We start from the raw sequence: 25,711 nt of genomic DNA on the forward strand, positions 1-25,711 counted from the left end.
CAAACTACACTTGAACAAAATTCCTGAACACACATCTGGAACACTTCTGCCCACCGCACTGCGAAGGATCTCCCGTGGAAAAACCAGTAGTTCTCCTTGCTGAAGAACTCTCGCCGGCAACCGTGGATGCGCTCGGACCGGATTTCGAGATCCGCCAGACCGACGGGGCTGACCGGTCCAAGCTGCTCTCCGCTATCGCAGAGGTGGACGCGATCCTGGTGCGTTCAGCAACCCAGGTGGACGCCGAGGCAATCGCCGCCGCCCGCAAGCTGAAGGTCATCGCCCGTGCCGGCGTCGGCCTGGACAACGTTGATATCAAGGCGGCCACGCAAGCGGGTGTGATGGTAGTCAACGCCCCCACCTCCAACATCATCTCCGCGGCCGAACTCACCGTCGGCCATATCCTCAGTCTCGCCAGGCACATTCCGCAGGCCAGCGGCGCTCTGAAGGGCGGCGAGTGGAAGCGGTCCAAGTACTCGGGGATCGAGCTCTACGAGAAGAAGGTCGGCATCATCGGCCTTGGCCGCATCGGTGCACTCGTTGCAGCCCGGCTCCAGGGTTTCGGCACTGACATCCTCGCCTATGATCCCTATGTCACCTCAGCGCGGGCAGCCCAGCTCGGGGTCCAGCTTGTGACACTCGATGAGCTGCTTGCGGAGTCGGACTTCGTGACCATCCACATGCCCAAGACGCCCGAGACCGTCGGCATGCTGGGAGCCTCAGCCTTTCAGAAGATGAAGAGCAGCGCGTACGTGGTGAACGTGGCCCGCGGCGGCCTGGTGGACGAGGAAGCGCTGTACATCGCGCTCAAGGAAGGGCAGATTGCCGGCGCCGGAGTTGATGTGTTCGTCAAGGAACCGAGCACCGATCTCCCGTTCTTCGAGCTGGACAACGTTGTGGTCACCCCGCACCTCGGCGCCTCCACGGCAGAGGCTCAGGAGAAGGCTGGTATCTCCGTTGCCAAATCGGTCCGCCTGGCACTCGCAGGAGAACTCGTGCCTGACGCCGTCAACGTCGCAGGCGGCGTCATTGCGCCGGAAGTACGTCCCGGTATCCCACTGATCGAGAAGCTGGGCCGTATCTTCACCGCACTCACCCATGATTCACTCACTCAGATCGAGGTCGAGGTAGCTGGCGAGATCGCCTCGTTGGACGTCAAGGCGTTGGAACTGGCCGCCCTCAAGGGTGTTTTCACCGACGTCGTCTCCGAGCAGGTTTCCTACGTCAATGCACCGGTTCTCGCCGAGCAGCGCGGCATCAACACGCGCCTGGTCACAACTGAGTCCTCGGAGGAGTACCGCAATGTGCTGACCATCCGCGGTGCGCTGTCTGACGGGTCCCAGATCTCGGTCGCCGGTACGCTCACAGGGCCGAAGCAGATTCAGAAGCTGGTCGGGGTCAACGGTTATGATCTCGAGATCCCGATCAGCGAGCACCTGCTCGTGATCCTGTACCAGGACCGGCCTGGTGTGATCGGAACCCTGGGCCGGGTGCTGGGGGAGCGCGGGATCAACATTGCCGGCATGCAGGTCGCCCGCAGCAAGGAGGGCGGCCAGGCGCTGTCGCTGCTCACCGTGGACAGCTCCGTGCCGCAGGATGCGCTGGAGAGCCTGAAGGACGCAATCGGCGCATCAGTGGCTCGTGAGGTGGATCTGCAGGATTAGTTCGGGAGCGGCCACACCACTGTGGCTTCGATGCTGTCGACTGGGAGCGGACCGAAGTCTCTGGAATCAATGGACTGAGCCCGGTTGTCGCCCATCACGAAGACATGCCCGGGAGGAACCGTGACGGGCCCGAAGTAGGTGCCGTCTATGAGCGCGTGGTCGACAAAAGGTTCGGATACCGGGACGCCGTCAATGTAGAGCAACGCATCTTCAATGGCAACGCTCTGCCCGCTGACGGCCACCACGCGTTTGAGCACGGTACCCGCTTCGGAGGGATTCCGGAACGAGACCAAAGCGCCCGGCGCCGGTTCCCCGTGCCGGTAGAGCACTACGATGCTCCCCTCGGGAACGGTGGGTTCCATGCTCGGCGAAGAGACCCAGAGCGGCTCGATCACCCAAAGCCGCAAGCCGACGAGCAGGAGTACAACGGCCATAAGTCCCGCCAGCGAGCGGTACCGCGGCCAGCGCGCAGACGAAGTTCGTGCGGTGCTCGCCTCCTGACCACCCATGCGATCGTCCTCCAACCGGTCATCCGTTAGTCGTTATCCTCCGCTCGGATGGTTGGGGAAACCCTGCACCTTCCAAGGTATTCATAACGCTCGTACGGGACTCTTGCGGCACCGGTGGAAGACCGTCGGTAGGTCTTGGGAGGAATTATGGGAAAGGCACAACACGCCTCGGAGGAGCACCCGGCTGCTCAGATGCGGCTCACAGGTTTTCCGTTTCGACGCACGCTTTCGGCACTCACATCACTGGCTATGCTCACGGGTATCGGCCTGCCACTGGTCGCGGCGCCCGCGCAGGCGGCGCCCGTCGGCCAGGGCTTTACCGTCACGACGTCCGACTTGGCGTTCATTCTGCGCCAGATCAAGATCGCTGAGGCACATGTCCGCAACACCACCAGCGAGACCGGTCCCTGCGGCGCACTGCTCGGTACCGGACCTGATCAGGTGCCCGGCCCGTTGGTTTCCTACGGACTGCGCACGGTGGATGGCTCCTGCAACAACCTCCAGGCAGGTCGCGAAGACTTTGCGGAGTCGAACCGTCTCTTCCCCCGTCTCACCACTCCCGATTACCTCGATGCCGACGACGGCGCCATCATCCGCCAGCCCGGTCCCACGACCTACGACGGCGTAGGCAACGTGGTCGATGCCGCCCCCCGCGTCATCAGCAATCTGATTGTGGACCAGACCTCTACGAATCCTGCGGCGGTTTCCGCAGCGCAGTACCCGGTACGCACGCAAAGCGGCGCCGACAGCGTGGTGCCCTGCGACGCCGGAGGGCTGCCGGCGGGCTGCGTGCCTGCCGGTGAAACACTCTTCATCCCGAACATCACCACAGACGTCGGCCTCTCGCCCCCGTACAACTCGTTGTTCACAATCTTCGGACAATTCTTCGACCACGGCCTCGACATGGTCAATAAGTCGGGCAGCGCGGTTTTCATCCCGCTGCAGCCGGATGACCCGCTGATTGCGGGGCCCGACGGCGTTACGCCGAGTGCGGACGATCTTCCCGCTCGCCAGCGGTTCATGGTCCTCACCCGCGCCACCAATCAGCCCGGCCTGGATGGGAAGTTGGGCACGGAGGATGATGTCCGCGAGGCGACCAACCGCACCGGCCCACTGGTAGACCAATCACAGACCTACAGCTCGGACCCGTCCCACCAGGTTTTCCTGAGGGAGTACACAAACAACGCCGGCGGCAGGCCGGTCTCCACCGGAGCGCTGCTGGCCTCCGACGACGGCGGCATGGGCACCTGGGCAATGCTGAAGGCCCAGGCGGCCGGTCAGTTGGGTCTTCAGCTATCCGATATGGACGTGCACAGTGTTCCGATGATCGCCGTTGACCCCTACGGGAAGTTCATCCCGGGTCCCGAGCGCGGACTTCCGCAGTACGTGACCGCAGACGGCATGGTCGAGGGCAACACCGAAGCTCCGGTTGCAGTGCCGGCCAACGCGCTCCGGGTGAACGAATCCTTTCTCGATGACATCGCGCACAATGCTGTCCCGAAGGCGAACTTCCTGCCCGATGCTGACGACACCATCAACCCTCCCGGAGCCCCGAGCACCAGCACCTATGACAACGAGATGCTGAATGCGCATTTTGTCGCCGGTGACGGCCGGGTCAATGAGAATGTCGCGCTGACCATGATCCACCAGGTCTTCCACTCGGAACACAACCGACTCCTCGAGGACATCAAGGCAACCCTCACCGCCGATACAACAAGCCGCGGCGTAACAGCTCTGGCGGAGTGGAAGAGCGCTGCCGGAGCGGGCGGCTGGAATGGCGAGCGCCTTTTCCAGGCTGCCCGATTTGTGACCGAAATGGAGTACCAGCACCTCGCCTTCGAAGAATTTGCCCGCAAGGTACAGCCGCTCCTTGAACCGTTCGCCACCTATCACGACGACGTGGACCCGGCGATCAGCGCCGAGTTTGCACACGCCGTGTACCGCTTCGGTCACTCGATGCTCACCGATACCGTGTCCCGGACGAATGCCGACGGCTCCACAAACGATGTGCCGCTGCTGGACGCTTTCCTGAACCCGCCGATGTACTACGACGGCGGCGGCACCGAGCCGCTCTCAGCTAAAGACGCAGCCGGATCCATTGCTATGGGTATGTCAGACCAGGTCGGCAACGAGCTCGACGAGTTTGTTACCGACACCCTGCGGAACAACCTGCTTGGACTTCCGCTGGACCTGGCCGCCATCAATATCGCCCGTGCCCGTGAAACGGGCATTCCGTCGCTGAACAACCTGCGCAAGGAAATCTACAACAAGACCAACGACAGCCAGCTCAAGCCGTACGTGAACTGGATCGATTTCGGCCTGAATCTCAAGCACCCGGAGTCGCTGGTCAACTTTGTGGCGGCGTATGGTCAACACCCGAGCATCACCGTCGCAACCACGCTGAAGGGCAAGCGGGATGCAGCACAGCTGATCGTGAACCCGCCGATCGATGCTGCAGAGGGCACCGTCCCCGCAGACGCCGCGGACTTCATGGGCGGCGTAGGTACCTGGGCTGACAAGGAAACCGGCCTGAACCAGATCGATCTCTGGGTCGGTGGACTCGCCGAGCGCACCAACCTCTTCGGCGGCCTGCTCGGTTCAACGTTCAACTACGTGTTCGAGCAGCAGATGCTGGACCTGCAGAACGGCGACCGCTTCTACTACCTGGTCCGCACGCCGGGCATGAACCTGTTGGGTCAGTTGGAAGGCAACTCCTTCGCCGAAATGATCATGCGCAACACCAGCGCCACTGCGCTGAAGGCAGACGTGTTCGGCACCTCCGACTGCAAGTTCGAACTTGGCCGGCTGCAGTTCAACGGCACCACGGTGCTGGACGATCCGCGTTCCGAGTGCAACGAGGAAGCCCTGCTGATCCGGATGCCGGACGGCACCATTCGCTACCGCACCACCAACTCGGAGGACCCGGCCGGCATCAACGGCCAGAGCGTCTTCAACGGAACCGCAGAAGCTGACCGCATCTGGGGCGGCGTCGACAATGACACCTTTCTCGGAAACGGCGGCAACGATGTCATCGAAGGCAGCGACGGCGCTGACACCGCCCTCGGAGGCGAGGGTAATGACATCGTGACCGACTCCGCGGGTGATGACGTACTGAAGGGCGGTCCGGGCAATGATGCACTGGACGCCGGCCCAGGACTGGATCTCGTTCTCGGCGGCAGCGGTAGCGACTTCATCAACGGCGGAGCGAATACCAACGATTCGTTCGGCGGCGAGGGCAACGACTTTCTGATTGCAGGCGGAGGCAACGACCTCTCCCGCGGCGACGCAGGAGACGACTGGCTCCAGGGCGGGGACGGTGCCGACCTCCTCATGGGAGATAGCGGTGCCCCGTTCTTCGACGATCCGAACACACCCGGCAATGACGTCCTGATGGGCCAGAACGGTGACGATGATTATGATGCCGAAGGCGGCGACGACATCATGCTGGCCGACCCGGGCATCGAGCGCAATGCAGGTGCTGCGGGCTTCGACTGGACCTCGCACCAGGTCGACGGCCTGGCGGCGGACACGGACCTGACTCGTAACCTGTTGGGCGTGCCGCTTCCCGTGGACGTGCTGCGCGACCGTTATGCAGAGGTGGAAGGGCTCTCCGGAGCGGCGAAGAATGATGTTCTTCGCGGCGACGACGTTGTTCCCCGGCTGGTCGAGGGCGAAGGAACATCCGGCAAGAACTGGCTGGACGCCGAGGGAGTCGCAAGAATCACCGGCCTGAGCGAACTGCTTCCCGCAGGTGTCACGGATAACGGCGGCATCTGGGGAGAGGGCAACATCATTCTCGGTGGTGCCGGCTCGGATGTGCTCGAGGGCAGGTCCGGCAACGACATCCTCGACGGCGACAAGGAACTGCGCGTCCGGATGAGCGTACGCACTGATCCCGCCGACCCGACTACGGAAATCGGCAGCACTGACAGTATTGAAAAGCCTTACCTGGCTGACAGTTCACGGACCCTGCAGGCCGCTGTTTTCGCCGGTGTTGTTGATCCGGGAGACATCGTCATTGTGCGTGAGATCGTCAACGCAGGGAAAGCCGGTGATGCGGACGCTGCGGTCTTCTCGGACCTGGAGCAGAACTACACAGTGACCACCGTACCGACGGGTGCTGTCCCGGGGGCTCCGGGAAGCGTCACCACGGTGACGCATCTCGGCGATGATCCCGATGCACTTCCCCCGCTGGGTGACGGCGACGGCGTGGATACCCTGCGGAACATCGAGAAGCTCCTGTTCGCGGATTCCCAGGCTCCCGGTGTCCCGGAGATCGCCGCAGGAGTTGCAGGCGACCGCTCTGCCACAGTCGAATGGGGTGCACCGGTTTCCCCGGTCACCACTTACGAGGTACGTGCAGTGGACGCAAACGGTGCACCGGTGGGCGCTCTCCGCCAGGTTCCCGGCAATGAAACCAGCACGGTGATGACTGGGCTGACAAACGGTCAGGCCTATCGCTTCCAGGTCCGGGCATCCAACGAACTGGGAACGAGTGCCTTCTCGCCGCTCTCCGCAGCGGTTGTCCCGGACATTGTGCCCAACGCGCCGACCAACGTGACAGGCGTCGCCGGCAACGGCATCGCCACGCTCTCCTGGAGCACCCCGGCTGCCAACGCCGGCACCGCGATCACCGGTTATAAAGTGCAGGTGCTCGCTGGCGAAACCCTCGTGCAGACGATTTCGCTCACCGGCACAGCGACGACGACGGAAGTCACCGGCCTCGCAAACGGCACGGCGTACAGCTTCAAGGTCCTTGGAGTGAACGCTCATGGCGAGGGTGCAGCTTCTGCAGCCTCGGCAGCCGTCACTCCACGATCAGTCCCCGGAACTCCGGTTCTCGGTGAAGTGACCGCGGCGGATGGATCGGTGACTGTCCGCTGGAGTGCGCCGGATACCGACGGCGGATCCGCGATCACCGGATACGCAGTCCAGGTCCTCGGCGCTGACGGACAGCCCGTGGGAGCGCCGAGGACAGCGGGTGCAACCGCCACGAGCCTCGAGATCACCGGGCTTGCCAATGAAACGGCCTACCGGTTCCAAGTACGGGCAGTCAACGCACTGGGTGCCGGGGAGTTCTCAATCCTGTCAGCCGCAGCTACCCCCACCCGGCCGGAGCTGCGCGAAGACTTCGACGGCGACGGCATTGCCGACCTGGTTGCCCGTGACCCCAACGGGCGGCTGTGGCTGTACCCGGGAGACGGAGCAGGCCGGCTGCAGACCCGGTCGCTGATGGGAACAGGATGGCAGGGGATGCGCAGCATCATTGCCACCCGCGACTTCAGCGGCGATGGAAACGCGGATATCCTCGCCTCGGACTCCACCGGGCGGCTGTGGCTCTACCGCGGAACCGGCGCTGCGGGGCTTGTGAGGGGACTTCAAATCGGCAATGGCTGGGGCGGCTACACACTGACCGCTCCTGGTGACTTCGACGGAGATGACCGGTCTGACCTCGTGGCTCGGGATTCCAACGGCAGGCTGTGGCTGTACCCTGGCAACGGATCAGGCGGCTTCCAGTCACGCAGCCAGGCAGGCAGTGGCTGGAATGGCTTCCAGATTGCGAGTGTCGGTGACTTCAACAGCGACGCCCGCTCGGACATCATCGCAGCCGACAGCACAGGACGCCTGTTCCTGTACCCCGGCAACGGCAGAGGCGGCTTCCAGAGCCGTTCACTGTTCGGCAGCGGCTGGAACGGGTACTCACTGGTGGGAATCGGTGACCTCACCGGGGACTCACGTTCCGATGTCGTGGCTCGCGACTCCGTAGGCAGGCTGTGGCTCTACCCGGGCACAGGAACCGGACGGGTTGGAAGCCGCACGCAGATCGGCAACGGGTGGGGCAACTACCTGATCACCTGATGCGGTAGGGCCACTCCCAGACGAAAGGACCATGGCGGGAATCCCCGCCATGGTCCTTCCTTTCGTGCGTGGGCTCCTGCCAGGGCAGGCAGTAGCAAAGTGCCCCTGAGCACGGCCGGCGACGTGCCGATGCGTCAGCGGGGTTCACGTGTCATGCAACAGCACGCGCCGGCTTGCTTTTCCGACACACAAAGAGGGTTTCCCACCCGACTGGGGGGAAACCCTCTTTGGATACCTCTAACCGGGACTCTCCTACGCTGCGGACATCGCCCGCACAAGGAAGGAGTTGATGACGACTGTGGCGTCCCGCAGAGACTGCCGGACGTTCTGCGGAGCTGCAGCCACCGGTGCGGTGGTCCTGCTGAGCTGGCCGTGAAGCACAAGCAGAGCGGACAGGACGTCGGACAGTTCGCCTTCGCTCTCTGCAGTGGCCTGCAGCAGGCGGGCATGCGCTGCCTTCAGCCCGGGTCCGGGTGCGCATCCCAGCTCCCGAACCATTGCACGCCGGCACTTCTCGTAGCTCTGCAGGCCCTCGGCGTAGCGTCCTGTGCGCTCGAGGCCGGCAACCCGGGCCAACCATGCACGTTCATTGAGCGGGTCCATGGTGAGGGCCTTCTGGGCCCAGTCGATCGACTCGGAGACTGCACCGACCGCTGAGGCGGTTTCCGCTGCCAGCACCGTTGCCTCAAGGACCCGGGAGCTGTGCAGCTCCCGCTCGTCTTCTGCCCAGGCTGGGAGGAGCTCGTCGCCCAGCAGGGGAGCGGTGGCGAGTGTAAGTGCCTCGTGAAGGAGTTTGAGCGCTGCTTCCGGCGCGCTCTGCTGGGCCTGCCGCAGGAGCTGATCGAAGCGGAAGACGTCCAGGTCCACCATGGTTGCGTCCATCACGTAACCGCCGGTCGTGGTGCGCAGCGGACCCTGCTTGCCGCTGCCGGGCTGGATGTTCCGGCGCAAGACGCTGACGTAGCTTTCAAGGGTCGGAAGGGCTTCAGCAGGTGCGTGTCCTTCCCAAAGGACCTCGATCAGGCGGTCCTTTGAGACCGGTGTGCCGAGGCTCAGGAGGAGGATCTCCAGGATCTGGCGCGGCTTCGGCCCGCCGAGGGTCCGGGCGTTCAACACTGTGTCTCCGCGCCGTATACGGAGCGAGCCGATCAGCTGGACGGTCAGGAAAGCCGGCACGCCTGGTGCGTCCGCGGGGGAACCCGAATGTGCCGGTGAAAATGCGTCTGACTGCAACATGAGCGAGACCTCGTCTTTCGTGCTTGTGATGACGAGATCAAACCTAGGGATTGGAGAAACGGGGATCACGAGTAGGCCCTACCCGAAAAAATGCCCCCGATTCCGAAGGATTCGGGGGCACTACTCGAATTTCCCGGCGTAGCGGCAGGGTAGTTACCTGAGTAGCCGCTAAGGCTACTCAGGACCACTCACTGACCGGCCGTGTGGTGGTCAGTTCCGAGCGAAAGCCGCGCCTCGCCGTCGTCACTGAGTACCAGTGCGAGCGCCTTGTTCGGAATTTCGAAGACCAGCGTGGCATCAATCGTCTCTCCCTGTTCCGCGATGTGCTGTGACGGGGATGCCCAGATGACGTGCGGTTCCCCGGTGCCAAGCCCGTCGACGAAGTAGTCGGCGGCGCTGAAGGCGATGCCTTCCGGTTCCAGCGCAGTAAGTTCGAGCAGCACGCGGACGCGATGCGCGCCGTCGGGCACTGCGGTCTCAAGGGCAGCCCCGTTGGACGGAGGCACCCAGCCGTCGGATTCGAGCGGGAGTATTCCGTTGATCCGGGCAATTCCGCCGTCCACAGTGTCCGATGCACCCAGCATCGCGGCAGGTTCCTCCTCAACATTGTTGGTGAGTACCCAGGTTGCGCCGCCAAGCACGCCGATCAGAAGCGCGGCCGGGATGAGCATCCGATGCCGGGGGCGGGAAGCGCGGTGGGCGACGCGGCGGTCGTCGAGTTGCTGTGCCATGCAAGTAGTGTTCGCTCCCCACCATGGGAAAACCATGATCGCAGGAGCCAGGCAACGCAATGATGCGACAACCCCACGGCGGCAGGGTAACTTTCTAGGGTGAGTTCTGCGCAGAAACCCCCGTTCTACATCACTACAGCCATCACCTATCCCAACGGCGTGCCGCACATCGGGCATGCGTATGAGTATGTCGCCACCGACGCCATCGCGCGTTTCAAGCGGCTGGACGGCTATGACGTCATGTTCCTGACAGGTACTGATGAGCACGGGATGAAAATTGCTCAGACCGCGGAGAAAGAGGGGATCTCGCCGAAGGAGCTGGTGGACCGGAACGCCGCGGTCTACCAGGCTGCCCACGCTGACCTCGCCATCAGCTACGACCGGTTCATCCGGACCACCGATGAGGACCATTACGCGGCCTCGCAGGACATCTGGCGCCGGATGGAAGCGGCCGGAGACATCTACCTCGACAAGTACGCGGGCTGGTACTCGGTGCGTGACGAGGCGTACTACACCGAGGAAGAGACCGAGCTCCGCGAGGACGGCATCCGCTACTCGAAGGACACGGACACCGAGGTGACGTGGACGGAGGAGGAGAGCTACTTCTTCCGCCTATCCGCGTACCAGGACCGTCTACTGGCGCTGTACGCGGAGCAGCCCGAATTCGGCGCACCGCAATCCCGCTTCAACGAGGTCATCAGTTTCGTGAAGCGGGGTCTGGACGACCTCTCGATCAGCCGCACCACCTTCGACTGGGGTGTACCTGTGCCCGGCAATCCCCAGCACGTCATGTACGTCTGGGTGGATGCGCTCACCAACTATCTGACCGGGGTGGGCTACCCGGACACCGAGTCGGAGCAGTTCCGCAGGTTCTGGCCCGCAGACGTGCACGTGATCGGCAAGGATATCTCCCGCTTCCACGCGATCTACTGGCCCGCCTTCCTGATGTCCGCAGGCATTGAGCTGCCCAAGCGGGTCATGATCCACGGTTTCCTGCACAACAAGGGCGTGAAGATGTCCAAGTCCCTGGGCAACGTGATTGCGCCGAAGGACTGGATGGAGCAGTACGGCCGGGACCAGATCCGCTTTTTCCTGCTGCGCGAGGTGCCCTTCGGAGCGGATGGCTCCTACAGCCATGAGGCCATCGTGACCCGGATGAACTCGGACCTCGCGAACAACCTGGGGAACCTTGCGCAGCGGTCCCTGTCCATGGTGGCGAAGAACTGTGACTCGCTGGTGCCTGCGCCGTCGTCGTTGTCTGAGGCGGACCAGCGCATCCTGGCTGCGGCGAACACGCTGCTGGATACCTGCCGGGCCGCATATGACAAGCAGGAGCTGTCCCGCGCGCTCGAGGCGATCTGGGCGGTCCTGGGAGACACGAACGCGTACTTCGCCGAGCAGCAGCCCTGGGTGCTGCGGAAGACTGACCTCGACCGCATGAACACGGTCCTCTACGTGACCCTGGAGATCCTTCGGATCGTATCAATCCTGGTGCAGCCGGTGATGCCGGACGGCGCCGCGAAGCTGCTCACGGTTCTGGGCCAGGGCACCGTGAACGACGACGGCGCCCGCCGCTTCAGCGCGATCGCAACTCCATTGGTGCCCGGCATTGCCCTACCGGCGCCTGCTCCGATTTTCCCGAAGTACGAGGAGCCCGCGGAAGACTAGTTCATTTGTCAGGACACACCCCTATAGCGACGGCTAACGGGGCGTGTCCTGACAAATCAACGCGGGTCACGCGCGGAAACGCTCGGCGGCCGTGCTCACCATGATGGCTGCAATTTCCCGCTGTTGTCCGCGCGCCCGCTCTGCAAGCTGGGTGAGGCGCTCGCGGTCGTATCCGGTGAAGGACCAGCCGTCGTCCAGCAGCGCCAGGAGGGTCTCCCACAGCGCTTCCTTCCCGCGGACGAGGCTCTGGAGTGCCTCCAGCTCCAGCTGTGCCCCCGGACCGTTCTCCGCCTTGCTCACATTGAGGGGATTCAGGCGGGCGGCGGCAGCGCTGAGATGCGCGAAGACCATCTTTGCGGGGTTCGGACGGTGGCCTTGAGAGCGCAGGGAGGTGAGGAGCTCACTGCGTTCGTGGTCAATCTCGTCGTGGAGGCGGGACAGCGTGCGCCCGTGCTGTGTGCCCTCCCAGGTCTGGGCAGCTGCCTGAAAGAGACGCACCCCGCCGGTCGCTCCGAGGAGATGGTCCTCCAAATAGCGAAACAGCCATTGCCGTTCTTCCCGAGTGGGGTTCTTCACCGGTCCTCCTGATTGCTTCACGGCCCGAGTGCGCGGACCGTGAAGCAATCCTTGCAGGTCAGCCCTCCACGGCCAATCCCTGGACGGGGGAGAGCCGCGCCGCGCGGCGGGCAGGCAGTACTGATGCCGCCAGTCCCGCAGCGGTAGCGACAACCAGCACGCCTGCCAGCTGCAGCCACGGGAACGACGGCGTCACAACAGCCACCATGCCCAGCGCCGATTGCGCGCCGAGCCAGCCGTAGAGCATTCCGAGTACGATCCCGATCAGCGCTGCCACTCCGGCGATCAGTACGGCTTCCACTGCCAGCATGCCGCGCAGCTGGCCCCGGGTCAGCCCCAGCGCCCGAAGGAGTGCCGATTCGCGTGTGCGCTCAAGCACCGAGAGGGAGAGCGTGTTGGCTACACCAATGAGCGCAATCAATACGGCGACCGCCAGGAGAGCTGTGACGACAAGCAGCAGCACATCGATGATCTGGTTGAAGGTTGCGCGTTCCAGCGCTGCTCCCGAGACGAGATACTCGGACACGCCCAGGGCGTCCACAACGCTCGTCCGAAGCTGCATGATCTCACCCGTTCCCAGGGAGTCGTCCAGCTTCAGCCAGAGAACTCCACCCGTGTCCGTTGCCTCCAGCTGCCCGAGCTGTTCTGCAGTGGCCGGCGTAATGAGGGGAACGATCGTTCGGCTTTCGGCTTCCTTCACGGGAAGAAGGCGGGTAGTTGAGGACCCGGCCACTTCGAGTTCGGTCACTGCGGTGCCGTCCGGCATCACCACTTCGCCGTCCTGCGGGTAGGCGGTCTCCGAGCGCAGGACCGCTTCCGCGTCGGCTGCCGAGAGACTGTAGACCGTCTGCCCGCCTGCTTCGTCTGTGGTGCGGCCCACCGGCATGGGTTGCACCACTGCGTCGACGCCCTCCAGCGCCTGCAGGGTACTCACAGCATCCGGGTCTTCTCCGCCTTCAAGCTGCACGGCCAGATCCACCGGGTAGTTCTGCGCCAGGGCGTCATCGAACGCTGTCCGCGATGTCTGTGCTCCGGCCATCATCATGCTGACGAGGGTGACGCCGACAAGCAGGGCCGTTGCGGTCGCCGTCGTTCGCGCCGGATTGCGTACTGCGTTCACCGCAGCGAGCTTCCCGGGTACGCCCAGCGGCGAGGCAAGCCGGCCGACGCCCGTGACGAGTGCCGGGACAAACAGGCCGGCGCAGAGCAGGAATCCGAGAAAGGACAGTGCACCTCCGGGCAACGCCAGCAACAGGTTGGCCTGAGCGGCTCCGACCGCGAGCAGAGCGCTGCCTGCCACGACCGCCAGCACACCGATTCCCAGGCGGATCCGGCCGCGTCGGGTGGTGACACCGGCGTGTTCGGCCGGCCGGAGCGCGGCAAGTGGAGCGACGGCGGTGGCTGCCCGTGCCGGCACGAGGGCGGCTGCGATGGTCATGAGGATTCCAACCACCATGCCGCCCACGACAGCCGATGCCGGCACGGCGAGGGTGGCGAATTCACTGCCTGGAACAGTGCGTGCAAGGGACACGAGCACCCACATCACACCTGCGGCGAGCAGTACCCCGAGCGCGGAGGACACCGTGCCGACCACCGCGGCTTCCAGGAGGACCGAGCGGCGGATCTGCCCGCGGCCCGCCCCGATACAGCGCAGCAGCGCGAGTTCCCGCGTGCGCTGGGCGACGAGCACCGAGAACGTGTTGGCGATCACGAGAGCCGTGACGATCACCGCGACAACGGCGAACGCCAGCAGCACGATGGTCAGTTGGTCCTGTCCGCCGGACAGGGCAGCGACGTCCTCGGTCGTCTGTTCGACTGCGGTGAGCACGCTGGCGTCAGCACCGGCGTCCGCCAACACCTGGCCGACGGCGGTTCCCACCTGTGCCGCCTCGGCTGAATCCGTGAGAGTGAGCTGCAATTGTGTCGTTGCACCCTCCGGAACCAGTTCATCGACCTGGGACGGGACGGCATGGAGCGCGATGGCCCCGGAGAGGAAAGGGTGGGCGGACGGTTCGCTGAACCCGGTTACCGTCAGCCCGGTACCCCATGCTGCGAGGTTTTCCTCGAGGGTGCCCTCGCGAAGAGCCGCGCCCTGCACTGTGTCGCCGATTTCCACACCGAGTTGTTGAGCCGACGCAGCGTCAATCACCACCTGGCCGTCGGATTCGGGCAGGTTGCCTTCCTGCAGGACGAGGCCTTCCAGTACGGGCGGTGCCAGCGCGGAAAGATTCGCCATGTTTGTTGCGGTGCCGGCCCGGAGCACAAAATACCCCTGCTGTTCCGCATGCACCACATCGACTCCGGTTACTGAACGAACAGCGTCGGCCGTTGCCGGCGGCAAGGAGCCGTCAGCCGAGGTCACCACGAGGTCGGCTTTGGAGTACTCCGCACCGATGCTGTTCTGAAGAGTTGCAGTAGTGGTGGCGCCGACCATCAGGGTGGCGGCAAGGAAGCCGACGCCGAGCATGACAGCAAGCCCGACGGCGATGTAGCGGCGGGCATGCCGCGAAACCTGGGACAGGGCAACAGCCAGCACGGTCAGGCTCCCAGCTGTGAGAGGGCGGAGAGGATGGTGTCGGGGGTGCTTCGTTCCAGTTCCCCCACCAGGGCGCCGTCCTGCATCAGGATGACGCGGTCGGCGTAGGAAGCCGCAACCGGGTCGTGGGTCACCATGATGATGGTTTGTCCCATCTCCTGGCTACTGCGCCGCAGGAGGGCCAGCACCTCCGCTCCCGAACGGGAATCGAGGTTGCCGGTCGGCTCATCGCCGAAAATGACATCCGGGCGGGTGAGCAGCGCGCGTGCCACCGCCACCCGCTGCTGCTGCCCACCGGACAGTTCATGTGGACGGTGGCTGAGCCGGTCGGTCAGACCGAGGATGGTGCAGATCTGCTGCAGCCATTCGCGATCCACCTGCCTGCCGGCCAACGCGACGGGAAGAGTGATGTTCTGTTCCGCAGTAAGGGTGGGGATCAGGTTGAAGGACTGGAACACGAATCCCACGCGATCGCGTCGCAGCCGCGTCAGCTCGGCGTCGTTCAGTCCGGTGATGTCCGTGCCGCCCAGCAGGATCCGGCCGGAATCGGCAGTGTCGAGGCCGGCGAGGCAGTGCATGAGCGTGGACTTCCCGGAGCCTGAGGGGCCCATGATGGCGGTGAATCGTCCGCTCGGAAAACTGACGGAGACATCGCGCAGAGCGTGCACTGTGGTGTTGTCCCGGCCGTAGGACTTGTTGATGGATTCGGCAGCAACCGCTGCGGCGGAAACGGAGGACGGCGCGGCGGCCGTCGAAAGATTCGGTGTCATGCCTCCACGCTATGAAATGCGTGGGTTACCGCGGATCGGACGGCGGGAGGTTCTTCGCCGCGCCGTTCTCCTACTGGAGGATGAGACCGGCGACGGTTCGGGATGAGTGGGTCAGGGCTGTACGACGCCGGCCTCATAGGCCAGCACCACTGCCTGCACGCGGTCCCTCGCGCCCAACTTGGCGAGAATGTGTCCCACGTGTGTTTTCACTGTCGCCTCCGAGAGGAACAGATCCGAGGCGATCTCGGTGTTCGACCTACCCTGCGCTATCAGCGTGAACACTTCGCGCTCGCGGACCGTGAGGCTCCCCACCAGGGACTTCGCCCGTTCGTTGGCTCCGGACGGCGCCCTCAGCAGCGGTGCCACGTGTTCCAGCAGCCTGCGCGTGGTTGACGGAGCGATGACGGCATCCCCCCGGTGAACCGTCCGCACCGCCTCGAGCAGCTCTTCGGGCGGCGCGTCCTTCAGCAGGAAGCCGCTGGCCCCGGCCTGGATGGCTGCGAGTGCGTATTCGTCCAGGTCGAACGTGGTCAGGACGATGATGCGCGGCCCGGATCCCTGTGCCTGCGCGAGAATGCGCCTGGTTGCCTCAATTCCGTCCATGCCGGGCATACGGACATCCATCAGCACGACGTCGGCTGCCGTGGACGCGAGCACGGAGACCGCCTCGGTGCCGGTGCCTGCCTGGCACACGACGTCGAGATCCGGTTGTGAGTTGATCAGCATCGAAAAACCGCTGCGGACCAGTTGCTGGTCATCGACCAGCCCAACGCGGATGGTTGCGGTGGAGGACGGGGTGCTCATTCAGGCCTCCGTATAGGGAATCAGTGCATGGACTTCGAAACCGCCGCCGTCACGCGGACCGGTTTCCACAGTCCCATCGTAGAGTTTCAGCCGCTCGGCCATGCCACGGATGCCCTGGCCGGGGTGAGCGTTGTTCCCGTCAAGGAACCCGCCGTCGGATGCTGCGCCGCGCCCGTCGTCGTCGACTGCCACTTCCAGGCCCCTTCCGGTCCAGGACAGCGAAACGGACGCTGATGCGCGCGGGCCGGCGTGCTTGAGGACGTTTGTCAGTGCTTCCTGAATCACCCGGTAGACAGTGAGTTCTGCGCCCGTTGCCAACTGCCGACGAGGAGTACCCTGCCAGGTCAGCGCGACGTCAAGGCCCGCCTGCCGCACCGTTCCGATCAGATCAGGAACATCGGCAAGGGACGGCAGGGGGCGGGTGGGGGCGTCGTCGTCGTTTCTCAAGACACCGAGCAGCCTGCGCATCTCCCGCAGCGATGCCCTGCCGGTCTCCGCAATGGTGCCCAAAGTAGAGGTAGCGACGGCGGGGTCCGCGGCACCGGCGTAGCGCGCGCCGTCGGCCTGGGCGATCATGACCGAGAGCGAATGGGCAACGATGTCATGCATCTCACGGGCGATGTGACTGCGTTCATCTGCGGCCGCGAGGTCGCGTTCCTGTTGGCGCTCAATTTCCAGCCGGCGGGCGCGGTCCTGCAGCGCCTGCAGCGCGAGCCTGCGGTTCCGGGCAAGGTCACCGAAGGCCCAGCACAACAGCACCACGGCCACGGCGAAGAAGATGTACAGCGCGTACAGGGGAAGAGCAGCAATGCCGGTCTGGTACTGGTTCAGTCCAAACTGCGCAACGCCGGCCACCATCCCGAAGGCTGCAACACCCACACCGCCCAGGCTTGCCCATCGTGGGGCATAGGCAGCGAGCGCGTACACCATGACGAGGACGCTGAGCTGGGCCGCAACAGGCGGCTGGTTGATCAGGAGTTGGCCGATGGACACTGCCGCGACCGTCGAAGCAGCCGCGACGGTCCTACTGCGCCGCCAGGCCAGGGGGATGACCAGCGCCGCCGATACCATGAACTCGACGGGTGAACCCAGGAGCACGTACGGCAGCGCCAGGAGGACGAAGGCCGCTGCCGCCACAAGGCGGTCGACTTTCTCCTGGTTCTCCCGTAGCCAGCGGGCTAACCGGTGGTGCGCATCCATAACGTCCCACTCTAGGGCGGCTTACTGCAGTGAACATCGCCCCAGGGGTGGAGTTACCGTACGCGCGCCGTAGGAGCAGAGACGCGGGTAGCGGATGCGTAGCCTGCTTTCGAGCCGGTGACCGCCACCGTGAGCGCGCTGTGCCGGTCCGCCTTGAGGACCGTGTAGGTCTTGGCGGTTGCGCCCCGGATCGGGGTGCCGGCGCGGTACCACTGGTAGGTCAGTGCGGTGCCGGTGCTCCAGGAGCCCGGGTTCGCGGTCAGCCTCTGGCCTACTTTTGCGGTGCCCGTGATGGTCGGCGCCGGCGCAAGGGGAATGGCCGGCAGCGTCGGTTCGGCAGCCCGGGGTGTGAAGGAGAAGTCGCGGACCGTGACCTGCTCGGGCCGGACCTGGTTCGGATACCCGCCCCCGCCTCCGGTGACCCACAGGTTGAAGTGGACCGCCTCCCGTGCGGGAACGGGAACGGTGGCACCCTCCAGGACAGTGCGTTTGAGCAGGGTGCCGGAGTAGCCCTCGCCGGCGAAGGTCTCATAAGTCAGCCTGCCGGGTTCCCAGACCAGCCGGTGAGTGAGCACGGGGTCCGGCGTGACATCGAAATTCACAACGGTGCTGCCGGTTCCGGCCGGCTTGGTGGCGTCGAACCAGTAACCATGGCCCTGCCGAACCGGACGCGACTCGCCCCAGGCCGCGCCGCCGCCCCACGCGGACGCTTCGCAGACGTCGATTTCGTTGTGGCCCGGTGCGGAATCGGGGTCATAGGTGAACATGCATCCCCACACCACTTCCTTCTGTAGCGTCTGCAGGTTCCGTTCGACCACTGCGCTGTATGTGCCGTAGCCGAAGCCGCGACGGGTGGACTGGAACTCTGCCGCCACGGGTGCATTTCCCGACGGATTGGTGAGGGCAAGGCTGACTTTCCCGTTTGCGTCCGGCCCACTGACATTGGCTGGATCGAAACTGCCGTTGTAGTGCGGACCTCCGGTCCACGAACGCTTGAGCCAGTTATAGCCTTCCCACGTGAAATCACCTGCTGGACCGGGATCTGTGGTCATCGTCGAATTGTCGGCTGCGGAAGCGCCCGGTACAGCACTCACGGCCAGAACGACGACGACGGCGGCCGCTGCCGCTGTGAGCGGGCGGATGCGGGGGTAATGAACTTTCATGAGACTCCTGGAAGGCTGCAGACTCGCTGCGCGGTGACAGCGCCAGGATCGATTATCCGGATGAACCTGACGGTTTTCCGCAGAGATGGCGCCTGCCGAAGCGCAACGTTGGCTCAGGTTTTCCTTCCATGCAGTATGTCTCACTATCCGGAACTGAATTGTCCGTGATGCGGGATGGTTGCCTAGGCTGATCCCATGACTTCATCCAGCATCAATGTGGCAGTAATTCCCGGTGACGGCATCGGACCGGAGGTCATTACCGAAGCGGTCAAAGTGCTGCGCGCAGCAACGGCTGCTGCGGATGCGGAACTGACCCTGACGGATTACAAGCTCGGTGCCGAGCACTGGCTGACTACGGGGGAGACCCTCTCGGAGGAGGTACTGGACCGCCTGCGCTCCCACGACGCCATCCTTTTCGGGGCCGTCGGTGCCGCCCCGGGAGATACCCGCATCCCTTCGGGCCTCATCGAGCGCGAAATGCTGCTCAAGCTCCGTTTCAGCCTCGACCACTACGTCAACCTCCGTCCCTCACGCCTCTACCCCGGGGTGCCAAGCCCCCTTGCCGATCCCGGCGAGATCGACTTCGTGGTTGTGCGGGAGGGAACCGAAGGACCGTACGTAGGCAACGGCGGAGCCCTGCGCACGGGCACTCCCCATGAGATAGCCACTGAGGTCTCCGTGAATACCGCACACGGCGTTGAACGCGTGGTCCGTGACGCCTTCCGCAGGGCGAGCGAGAGGCCCCGCAAGCACCTCACCCTGGTGCACAAGCACAATGTGCTGGTGCACGCGGGCCACCTGTGGAAGCGCACGGTGGAGGCCGTGGCAGGCGAATTTCCGCAGGTTACCCACGATTACCTGCACGTCGATGCAGCCATGATCTTCCTGGTGACGGACCCCTCGCGTTTTGACGTCATTGTGACCGACAACCTCTTCGGGGACATCATCACGGACCTGGCGGCAGCCGTCACCGGCGGTATCGGCCTCGCCGCGTCCGGCAACATCAATATGGACCGCACGGCGCCCTCGATGTTCGAGCCGGTGCACGGTTCGGCGCCGGACATCGCGGGGCAGCAGAAAGCAGACCCCACTGCAGCGATCCTTTCGGCAGCGCTGCTGCTGCGCCACCTCGGTTTCAGTGAGCAGGCAGAGCGGATCGAGGGGGCGGTGGAGAACGACGTCGCCACCCGGTCCGGCGCTCCGCGCACTACCGCTGAAATCGGCGATGCGATTGCGGCTGCAGTGTCCTAAGCTGGTTAGGAACCATTAACTCAAGTGATCGTCTGTGCGTATCCCGTTCGGGATCACCGCCAGGCATGATCGTGTCTTTCGTAGCGCTTGCGGAGGGCAGGTAACCGTGGAGGAACCATGACAGCTACGCAGCTGGAATTCGCCCAGTACCCGTCGGCCAGCCCGAGGTCGGAGGCGGACCGGGAAGCGATACTTGCAAACCCCGGGTTCGGTAACCATTTCACCGACCACACCGCGGTGGTGGATTTCGCTGTCGACACGGCAGGCGTCGGCGGGTGGAGGAATGCGCGACTGGAGGCGTATGGGCCTATCGCCATGGACCCGGCAGCGGCCGTGCTGCACTACGGGCAGGAGATATTCGAAGGCATGAAGGCGTACCGTCACGCTGACGGTTCCATTTGGACCTTCCGGCCGGAGGCCAACGCGGCGCGGCTCAACCGTTCCGCTGCCCGGCTTGCACTCCCGCAGTTGCCCGAAGACGTGTTCCTGGAGTCCCTCCGCCAGTTGGTTGCCGCTGATCAGGAATGGGTGCCCACCCGCGAGGGCGAGAGCCTCTACCTGCGTCCGTTCATGATTGCCACCGAAGCGTTCCTCGGTGTTCGTCCGGCCCGTGAGGTCTCCTACCGGGTGATCGCCTCGCCCGCGGCGAACTACTTCGGCGGGGAACTGGCTCCAGTGTCAATCTGGGTCTCTCGCGAATACGCACGGGCAGGACGCGGCGGCACGGGCGCGGCCAAGTGCGGCGGCAACTACGCGGCCTCTCTCGCAGCACAGCTGGAGGCGGAGGCGCACGGCTGCAAGCAGGTGCTCTTCCTCGACCAGTTCAACAACAATGCCGTCGAGGAACTCGGTGGCATGAACGTCTTCTTCGTCTTCAAGGACGGCACTCTGGTCACACCCGCGTTGAGCGGCACCATCCTTGAAGGCATTACCCGTTCCTCGATCATCCAGCTGGCAAAGGACCGCGGCCTGGAGGTTCAGGAGCGCACTATCACGCTGGATGAGTGGCGCGACGGCGTGGGCAACGGTGATATCGCGGAGGTATTCGCGTGCGGCACCGCAGCAGTCATCACACCGATCGGCGAGCTGAAGGACGGCGACGAGGTCATCAGCGCGCCGAATCCTTCGGCAGGTGAGGTCACCATGAGCATCCGTGAACAGCTTCTGGGCATCCAGACAGGCAAGGTCGAGGACCCGCACGGCTGGATGACCCGCCTCGTGTAGCGGCTCCGCATCAGCATCAAGCCCGGCTTTCCCCGAGGAAGGCCGGGCTTCGGTGTTTCTTCAGCTCTGCACGGCCGGGCCGAGCGGGAGTGCGTTTCCTGAGCGCAGCAGCTCCGTGACCGCGGGCTCGGGAAGCGGCCTGCTGAAGTAGAAGCCCTGTCCGCTGATTTCTCCGAGGGATCTCAGGAAATCGGCCTGTTCCTGGGTTTCGATGCCCTCGAATACTGCCCCGAGGCCGGCAGCCCGGATGAGCTGGAAGACCGCTGCCACGAAGTCGGGCTGCCAGGAGCCTGTCGCGGGTTCCCGAAGGATGGATCGGTCCACCTTCACCATGTCGACCGGCAGATTGCGCAGGTAGCTGATCGAGGAGTAGCCCGTGCCGAAATCATCAATTTCAATGCACACGCCAAGCTGTTTGAGGCTTAGCAGCGAATAGGTTTCCACCTCGCCGCCGCTCACCAGCGCGGACTCGGTGATCTCAATGACAAGCGAGGGCGGCGGCACAGACATCCGTTTGAGAAGTCCGCGGACGAAGTCGACCATATCCAGCTGGCGCAGTTCGATTGCCGAGATATTGACGCGCACCTGAAAATTCTCGGGTACCAGGAGCGCCGCGCGCCAGATTGCATACTGTTGAAGGGCTGTCGCCATGACCCATCGGTCAACTTCGGAAATGGCGCCGATCTCCTCGGCAAGGGGAATGAACGAATCGGGAGGAATCATCCCGCGGGTCGGGTGGTTCCAGCGCACCAGGACTTCCACTCCATTGACCGAACCATCGCGCAGATTCACGATCGGCTGGTAGTGCACGCACAGCTGGTCCGTCCCAATGGCATCGCGCAGTTCGGATGCCATCAGCGTCCGGAGCTGCCGGTCGTAAAGCATGACCGGCTCGAAGGTCTTGATGATGCTGCGCCCCTCGTTTTTCGCCGCGTACATAGCTGTATCGGCTTCATACAGGAGGGACTCGGCGGTGTGCTCCGGGGTAGCGAGGCGCAGGCCTATGCTGGCGCGTGGATGCACACTGAACTCGTCCACGTCGATGCTCTTCGCGAGGACTTCCAGCGTACGGTTGGCAACTCCGAGCGCAATCTCCATGGTTGATTGCGTCACGAGGATCGCGAACTCGTCCCCGCCCAGGCGGGCCACAGTGTCAGTTGCCCGTACAACTCCACGGAGGCGCTCCGCCACTTCGCGCAGAACGTCGTCGCCGGCGTCGTGCCCGAAGCGGTCGTTGACATTCTTGAACGAATCAAGGTCCAGGAGCAGCAGCGCGGGAGGAGGATCGCCGTCGGCTTGGCCTGAGAGGGACTGCTCAATTTTCTCGACGAGATCCACTCGGTTGGACAACCCGGTCAGCGCGTCTGTCATTGCCATCCGCTTCATGTCCAGATGTGCCTGGTGCAGCATTGCCGTGCGGTTTTCCACGCGCATTTCGAACTGTCGGTAGACCAGTTCGAGTTCTTCAGCCAGAAGATTCACGCCGGTGATGACGGCGTCGACATCATCACGCACGGGGGAGGGCGTCATCCTGCTGCTGAGGTCTCCCCGGGAGAGCCGCACAATGCCGTCGACCAGCATCGCCAGGCGGGGGTCCCCGCCGTCAGCGGTCATCCGCACGCTCCAACAGCCAGGCAACGGCCGTATCCTCGTCCCCGAAGTAGCGGGTGGGGCACGGGGGAGGCTCGCCTCCCAGGAGGAAATTCGCGAGTACCCGGTCCACCGCGCTCGTTCCCAACACTGCAATAGCTGATGCTGAGCGGGAGCGGCTCAGAACGGCGCGCGCCTCGCGGCTGATCGACGCCACACCGGTGATGTCAAGAAGGATCGGTTTCAGGCCGCCGCCGGCTTCTGCACGGGCACGCTGCGCAAAAGCCTCAGCTATCTCTTCGGAGATGTGCTCGGCCTGCGGCAGAACCAGGCGGATGACGGATACCGGAGCCGTGGTGTCCGATACCTCGGTAGGTATCAGCCAGAGTGCATTCATGCCGAGCGTCACTTTCCTTGCTGGAGCGCCGGGGTACGGCGCTGCATCCGGTTCTTGAAACTACCGTACAGAAATACGACGGCGGCGGTCATTGCCCTGACGCATGTCGCGGTTCAGGCGTCGGTCGCCGTGGTAGAGGATCGCTTCCCAATCGGCCTCTTCGGGTGCCTTGTCGATGACGGGTGACGGCTGCTGCCGTGGCTCCCGAGGCGCGACATGGAGCCAGTTCAGCACGCCCAGCACCATGTCCACGGCAGAGTTTTTCAGGCCGATGTAGGCACGGATGGCGTAGAAGGCCAGAAGCGCGTTGAGCAGCGCAAAGGCCGCGTTGCCCCAATTTTCACTGACGACATCCCGCCAGACTGTGAAGAGGGAGTACGCGACAATCAGGAAAGGCACAACGACATAGAGCGCCGGCGCAGCTGTCCTGTCTTTGACCTTGGGTGTGCGGACGAAAGGGATCTTCTCGCCGGTGAACGCCTGTTGAACGGATTTCAGGACGCCGGCCAGATTCACGGGCAGGAGCACGATATTGAATCCGTAGATCCTGAAAATATCGCTGAAGCGGTGCCCGCAGTCCCGGAGGTCACTGCCCATTGCCAGGAAATAGGGAAGCGCAGTGATAAACACCAGCGGACTGAGTAAGCGGCTGTCGTAGGGGTAGCCGAGCAGGAACAGCAGACCGAAACTGGCCCAGGCGATGGAGGCCATGTAGTTCACCCGCAGCAGGATCTCCCGCGCGAGGATCCGTTCCCGGCGGTGTTTGCGCTCCCGCATCTGATTCCACAGCTTGGGAAGGATCAGCAGCCCGCCGTTGGCCCACCGGCGCCGCTGCACCACGAGTGAACCGAAGTCCGGCGGTGTGGCGCTGTAGCTGAGCCGCTCGGGGTAATTCACCAGGGTCCAGCCGTGAGTTCCGAGGTCAACACTCGACTCCGTGTCTTCGATGACTGTGCGGTCCTGGATGTAGGTTTTGATATCGAATCCGCCAACGCTCTCCACCTCGACAATGTCTTCGATCGCGCGCTTGCGGATGACTGCGTTGGCGCCGACCCAGAAGGTGGCGCCGTAGTAGGTCATGCCCTGGTGAAGGATGTGCTGGATGTCGGTCGTGGCGCCGGCAACGCGCTCAATACGAGTAGGCGCACCGCGGAACGAGGAGTAGGGAGTCTGCGTGACAGCCACCCGTTCATTACCGGGTGACTCCAGCAGGTGAACCAGGCGGAGACAGTAATCGCGCAGCAGGAGGGAATCGGCGTCGAGCGTGAGCAGGTAAGTCGAGTCTGGGATCTCCAGGTCATCGACGTGGTGTTCTGTGGCAGGACGAAGCACAACGCCGTTGGCCGCCTTCTCTTTGTGCCAACGCCCGCCCATGAGGGAAATGTAGGCGTTGAGGTTCATTGCCTTGTTCGCCTCGTGTGAGAGGGAGGCGTAGAGCTTGCGCTCGAACGTGTTCATGGAAGCGGTGAAGATGCGTGCCAGGCGCACGTAGAGCTCCACCATTCGATCCGGGTCCGGCGCAGCGTGCTGGGCGTCGGCAGCGGTCAGAGCGAGAACGGTCAGGCGCAATTCACGCGCCAGGCCCATCAGCACCAGGTCAACGAAGAATTCATCGACGTGATCCCCGACGGTCTCATTCTCAGCCATCGTTTCCAGCCACACCGCGGCTGCCTCGTATTCGGCGATCAGGCGCGGCAGTTCACCGCTGGCCGGCGTGTCCGACGCCAGGCGCTCCTGGTATGCGGACAGTGCGCTGGTGAAGCGCATGGAGGGCTCGAGGAGCCGGCCTTCGATCTCGGCAGCGAGTGCGCGCGTGGCCTCAAGCCGGGCCAGAACGCCCGGGTCTGTTGGAAACGGCGGGTCATCGAGCAGCAGCGTGACCCGCAGGTTGGGGAACTCCTGAAGCGCCGCGGACCAGAGCGTTGCGCGGACCACCTCGGGCTCTTCAGCGTAGGACGGCACCAGAACAGTGATGCTCTCGTCGTAGCGGGCGAAGTGCCGATCGAGTTCACCGCGCGGGACGCGGCGGTGGTCGCGGAAACGGTACAGCGCTCCCTGCCGGGCCAGCAGGTACATCAGTGCGGAGAATGTCAGGAAGGTGACCACCACGAGGTAGAAAACCGCTTCGAGCTGGAATCGGAAGCTGGCCGACGGGTTCTCTGCGAGCTCCCTCAGGATCGTCGAGACGACATACGCAACCCATCCGAGGATTGTGACCACGATCGCCAACCGGCCCAGCGCGACCTTCCGGCGCGAGGGTGCCGGATGGACAATCGAAAGCGGTTCGGACCGCTTCTCCGATCCCCACTGACGCCGCCGCGATACCGTGCCGGACGTCGAAGACGCACCGACAGCCGATTCCGGCACAGAGACTTGCTGGTTCATCCGCCCCCCAAATAATCTGATGGACATTCCTTACGGAGAGTCCTGTGAGTGTCGCTGCGGCAGGTGACGGGCCCGACGTTCAGCAGTGTCCATCCCGGTCCGGCTGAGGTGACGGCTCAGCGGCATCGGTGTGCGGGATGTGACGGAC

At 64.0% G+C, this 25,711-nt stretch carries 17 protein-coding genes; 5 read left to right on the forward strand and 12 right to left on the reverse strand.

Annotation, left to right across the window (positions count from 1 at the left end):
- The first annotated feature begins 74 nt into the window (after positions 1-74).
- Positions 75-1,664, forward strand: coding sequence for a phosphoglycerate dehydrogenase (gene serA / locus ABFX19_RS09045; protein ID WP_346028143.1), 1,590 nt, complete (start codon positions 75-77; stop codon positions 1,662-1,664).
- Here the strand turns inward: serA and lepB are convergent.
- A complete protein-coding gene (gene lepB, locus ABFX19_RS09050) occupies positions 1,661-2,173 on the reverse strand; it encodes a signal peptidase I (RefSeq protein ID WP_277358547.1) in 513 nt (170 codons plus the stop codon). The genes serA and lepB overlap by 4 nt on opposite strands.
- Positions 2,174-2,320: 147 nt before the next feature.
- On the opposite strand from lepB, the gene ABFX19_RS09055 reads away from it, so the two are divergent.
- A complete protein-coding gene (locus tag ABFX19_RS09055; protein ID WP_346028144.1) occupies positions 2,321-8,032 on the forward strand; it encodes a peroxidase family protein in 5,712 nt (1,903 codons plus the stop codon).
- A 252-nt stretch (positions 8,033-8,284) separates the two neighbouring features.
- Here ABFX19_RS09055 and ABFX19_RS09060 read toward each other — a convergent pair whose 3' ends face one another.
- Together ABFX19_RS09060 and ABFX19_RS09065 are read right to left on the reverse strand one after the other, a co-directional pair.
- Positions 8,285-9,268 (reverse strand): AfsR/SARP family transcriptional regulator, encoded by a 984-nt coding sequence (locus ABFX19_RS09060; protein ID WP_277358545.1) that lies wholly within the window; start codon positions 9,266-9,268, stop codon positions 8,285-8,287.
- Positions 9,269-9,456: 188 nt separating this feature from the next.
- Positions 9,457-9,999 carry a hypothetical protein gene (locus ABFX19_RS09065; RefSeq protein WP_277358544.1) on the reverse strand — a complete coding sequence of 181 codons (543 nt, stop codon included), beginning with the start codon at positions 9,997-9,999 and terminating at the stop codon, positions 9,457-9,459.
- A gap of 99 nt (positions 10,000-10,098) precedes the next feature.
- Between ABFX19_RS09065 and metG the strand changes: the two genes are divergently transcribed.
- A complete protein-coding gene (gene metG / locus ABFX19_RS09070; RefSeq protein WP_056548187.1) occupies positions 10,099-11,667 on the forward strand; it encodes a methionine--tRNA ligase in 1,569 nt (522 codons plus the stop codon).
- Positions 11,668-11,733: 66 nt separating this feature from the next.
- On the opposite strand, the gene ABFX19_RS09075 is transcribed toward metG, so the two are convergent.
- The 6 genes from ABFX19_RS09075 to ABFX19_RS09100 all read right to left on the reverse strand — a co-directional run bounded on the left by ABFX19_RS09075 (position 11,734) and on the right by ABFX19_RS09100 (position 18,716).
- Complete coding sequence (locus ABFX19_RS09075; protein WP_277358542.1) at positions 11,734-12,243, reverse strand: hypothetical protein; 510 nt, start codon at positions 12,241-12,243, stop codon at positions 11,734-11,736.
- A gap of 58 nt (positions 12,244-12,301) precedes the next feature.
- Complete coding sequence (locus ABFX19_RS09080) at positions 12,302-14,779, reverse strand: ABC transporter permease (protein ID WP_346028145.1); 2,478 nt, start codon at positions 14,777-14,779, stop codon at positions 12,302-12,304.
- A 2-nt stretch (positions 14,780-14,781) separates the two neighbouring features.
- The gene (locus ABFX19_RS09085; protein WP_346028146.1) at positions 14,782-15,549 is read right to left on the reverse strand and encodes an ABC transporter ATP-binding protein; all 768 of its coding nucleotides are present in this window, start codon (positions 15,547-15,549) and stop codon (positions 14,782-14,784) included.
- A gap of 111 nt (positions 15,550-15,660) precedes the next feature.
- Complete coding sequence (locus ABFX19_RS09090) at positions 15,661-16,353, reverse strand: response regulator (protein ID WP_277358461.1); 693 nt, start codon at positions 16,351-16,353, stop codon at positions 15,661-15,663.
- Entirely contained in the window at positions 16,354-17,553 is a 1,200-nt protein-coding gene (locus ABFX19_RS09095; protein ID WP_277358462.1) for a sensor histidine kinase, read from the reverse strand. It abuts the gene before it with no gap.
- Positions 17,554-17,606: 53 nt separating this feature from the next.
- Positions 17,607-18,716, reverse strand: a complete 1,110-nt coding sequence (locus ABFX19_RS09100; protein ID WP_346028147.1) for a hypothetical protein — start codon at positions 18,714-18,716, stop codon at positions 17,607-17,609.
- A 195-nt stretch (positions 18,717-18,911) separates the two neighbouring features.
- Between ABFX19_RS09100 and ABFX19_RS09105 the strand changes: the two genes are divergently transcribed.
- Both ABFX19_RS09105 and ABFX19_RS09110 read left to right on the forward strand, forming a co-directional pair.
- Positions 18,912-19,967 (forward strand): 3-isopropylmalate dehydrogenase, encoded by a 1,056-nt coding sequence (locus ABFX19_RS09105; RefSeq protein WP_056548199.1) that lies wholly within the window; start codon positions 18,912-18,914, stop codon positions 19,965-19,967.
- Positions 19,968-20,084: 117 nt separating this feature from the next.
- A complete protein-coding gene (locus ABFX19_RS09110) occupies positions 20,085-21,191 on the forward strand; it encodes a branched-chain amino acid aminotransferase (RefSeq protein ID WP_277358464.1) in 1,107 nt (368 codons plus the stop codon).
- A 60-nt stretch (positions 21,192-21,251) separates the two neighbouring features.
- On the opposite strand, the gene ABFX19_RS09115 is transcribed toward ABFX19_RS09110, so the two are convergent.
- From ABFX19_RS09115 to ABFX19_RS09125, 3 genes are read right to left on the reverse strand one after another with little or no spacing between them, the layout of a single operon-like run.
- Positions 21,252-22,805 carry a putative bifunctional diguanylate cyclase/phosphodiesterase gene (locus ABFX19_RS09115; RefSeq protein WP_346028148.1) on the reverse strand — a complete coding sequence of 518 codons (1,554 nt, stop codon included), beginning with the start codon at positions 22,803-22,805 and terminating at the stop codon, positions 21,252-21,254.
- The gene (locus tag ABFX19_RS09120) at positions 22,795-23,178 is read right to left on the reverse strand and encodes a DUF7793 family protein (protein WP_277358466.1); all 384 of its coding nucleotides are present in this window, start codon (positions 23,176-23,178) and stop codon (positions 22,795-22,797) included. The genes ABFX19_RS09115 and ABFX19_RS09120 overlap by 11 nt, the downstream gene beginning before the upstream one ends.
- Positions 23,179-23,238: 60 nt before the next feature.
- Positions 23,239-25,563, reverse strand: coding sequence for a glycosyltransferase family 2 protein (locus ABFX19_RS09125; RefSeq protein ID WP_346028149.1), 2,325 nt, complete (start codon positions 25,561-25,563; stop codon positions 23,239-23,241).
- Between the last annotated feature and the right edge of the window lie 148 nt (positions 25,564-25,711).

It is taken from the genome of Arthrobacter parietis (assembly GCF_039530425.1).
GTDB classification, from domain to species: Bacteria; Actinomycetota; Actinomycetes; order Actinomycetales; family Micrococcaceae; genus Arthrobacter_D; species Arthrobacter_D parietis.

Bases quoted from the DNA above. Each gene is read 5' to 3' on its own strand.
- ABFX19_RS09115 (WP_346028148.1), bottom strand. From the start codon at position 22,805: ATGACCGCTGACGGCGGGGACCCCCGCCTGGCGATGCTGGTCGACGGC.
- ABFX19_RS09060 (WP_277358545.1), bottom strand. From the start codon at position 9,268: ATGTTGCAGTCAGACGCATTTTCACCGGCACATTCGGGTTCCCCCGCG.
- ABFX19_RS09105 (WP_056548199.1), top strand. From the start codon at position 18,912: ATGACTTCATCCAGCATCAATGTGGCAGTAATTCCCGGTGACGGCATC.
- ABFX19_RS09120 (WP_277358466.1), bottom strand. From the start codon at position 23,178: ATGAATGCACTCTGGCTGATACCTACCGAGGTATCGGACACCACGGCT.
- ABFX19_RS09065 (WP_277358544.1), bottom strand. From the start codon at position 9,999: ATGGCACAGCAACTCGACGACCGCCGCGTCGCCCACCGCGCTTCCCGC.
- ABFX19_RS09085 (WP_346028146.1), bottom strand. From the start codon at position 15,549: ATGACACCGAATCTTTCGACGGCCGCCGCGCCGTCCTCCGTTTCCGCC.
- ABFX19_RS09095 (WP_277358462.1), bottom strand. From the start codon at position 17,553: ATGGATGCGCACCACCGGTTAGCCCGCTGGCTACGGGAGAACCAGGAG.
- lepB (WP_277358547.1), bottom strand. From the start codon at position 2,173: ATGGGTGGTCAGGAGGCGAGCACCGCACGAACTTCGTCTGCGCGCTGG.
- ABFX19_RS09090 (WP_277358461.1), bottom strand. From the start codon at position 16,353: ATGAGCACCCCGTCCTCCACCGCAACCATCCGCGTTGGGCTGGTCGAT.
- ABFX19_RS09055 (WP_346028144.1), top strand. From the start codon at position 2,321: ATGGGAAAGGCACAACACGCCTCGGAGGAGCACCCGGCTGCTCAGATG.
- ABFX19_RS09100 (WP_346028147.1), bottom strand. From the start codon at position 18,716: ATGAAAGTTCATTACCCCCGCATCCGCCCGCTCACAGCGGCAGCGGCC.
- ABFX19_RS09125 (WP_346028149.1), bottom strand. From the start codon at position 25,563: ATGAACCAGCAAGTCTCTGTGCCGGAATCGGCTGTCGGTGCGTCTTCG.
- ABFX19_RS09110 (WP_277358464.1), top strand. From the start codon at position 20,085: ATGACAGCTACGCAGCTGGAATTCGCCCAGTACCCGTCGGCCAGCCCG.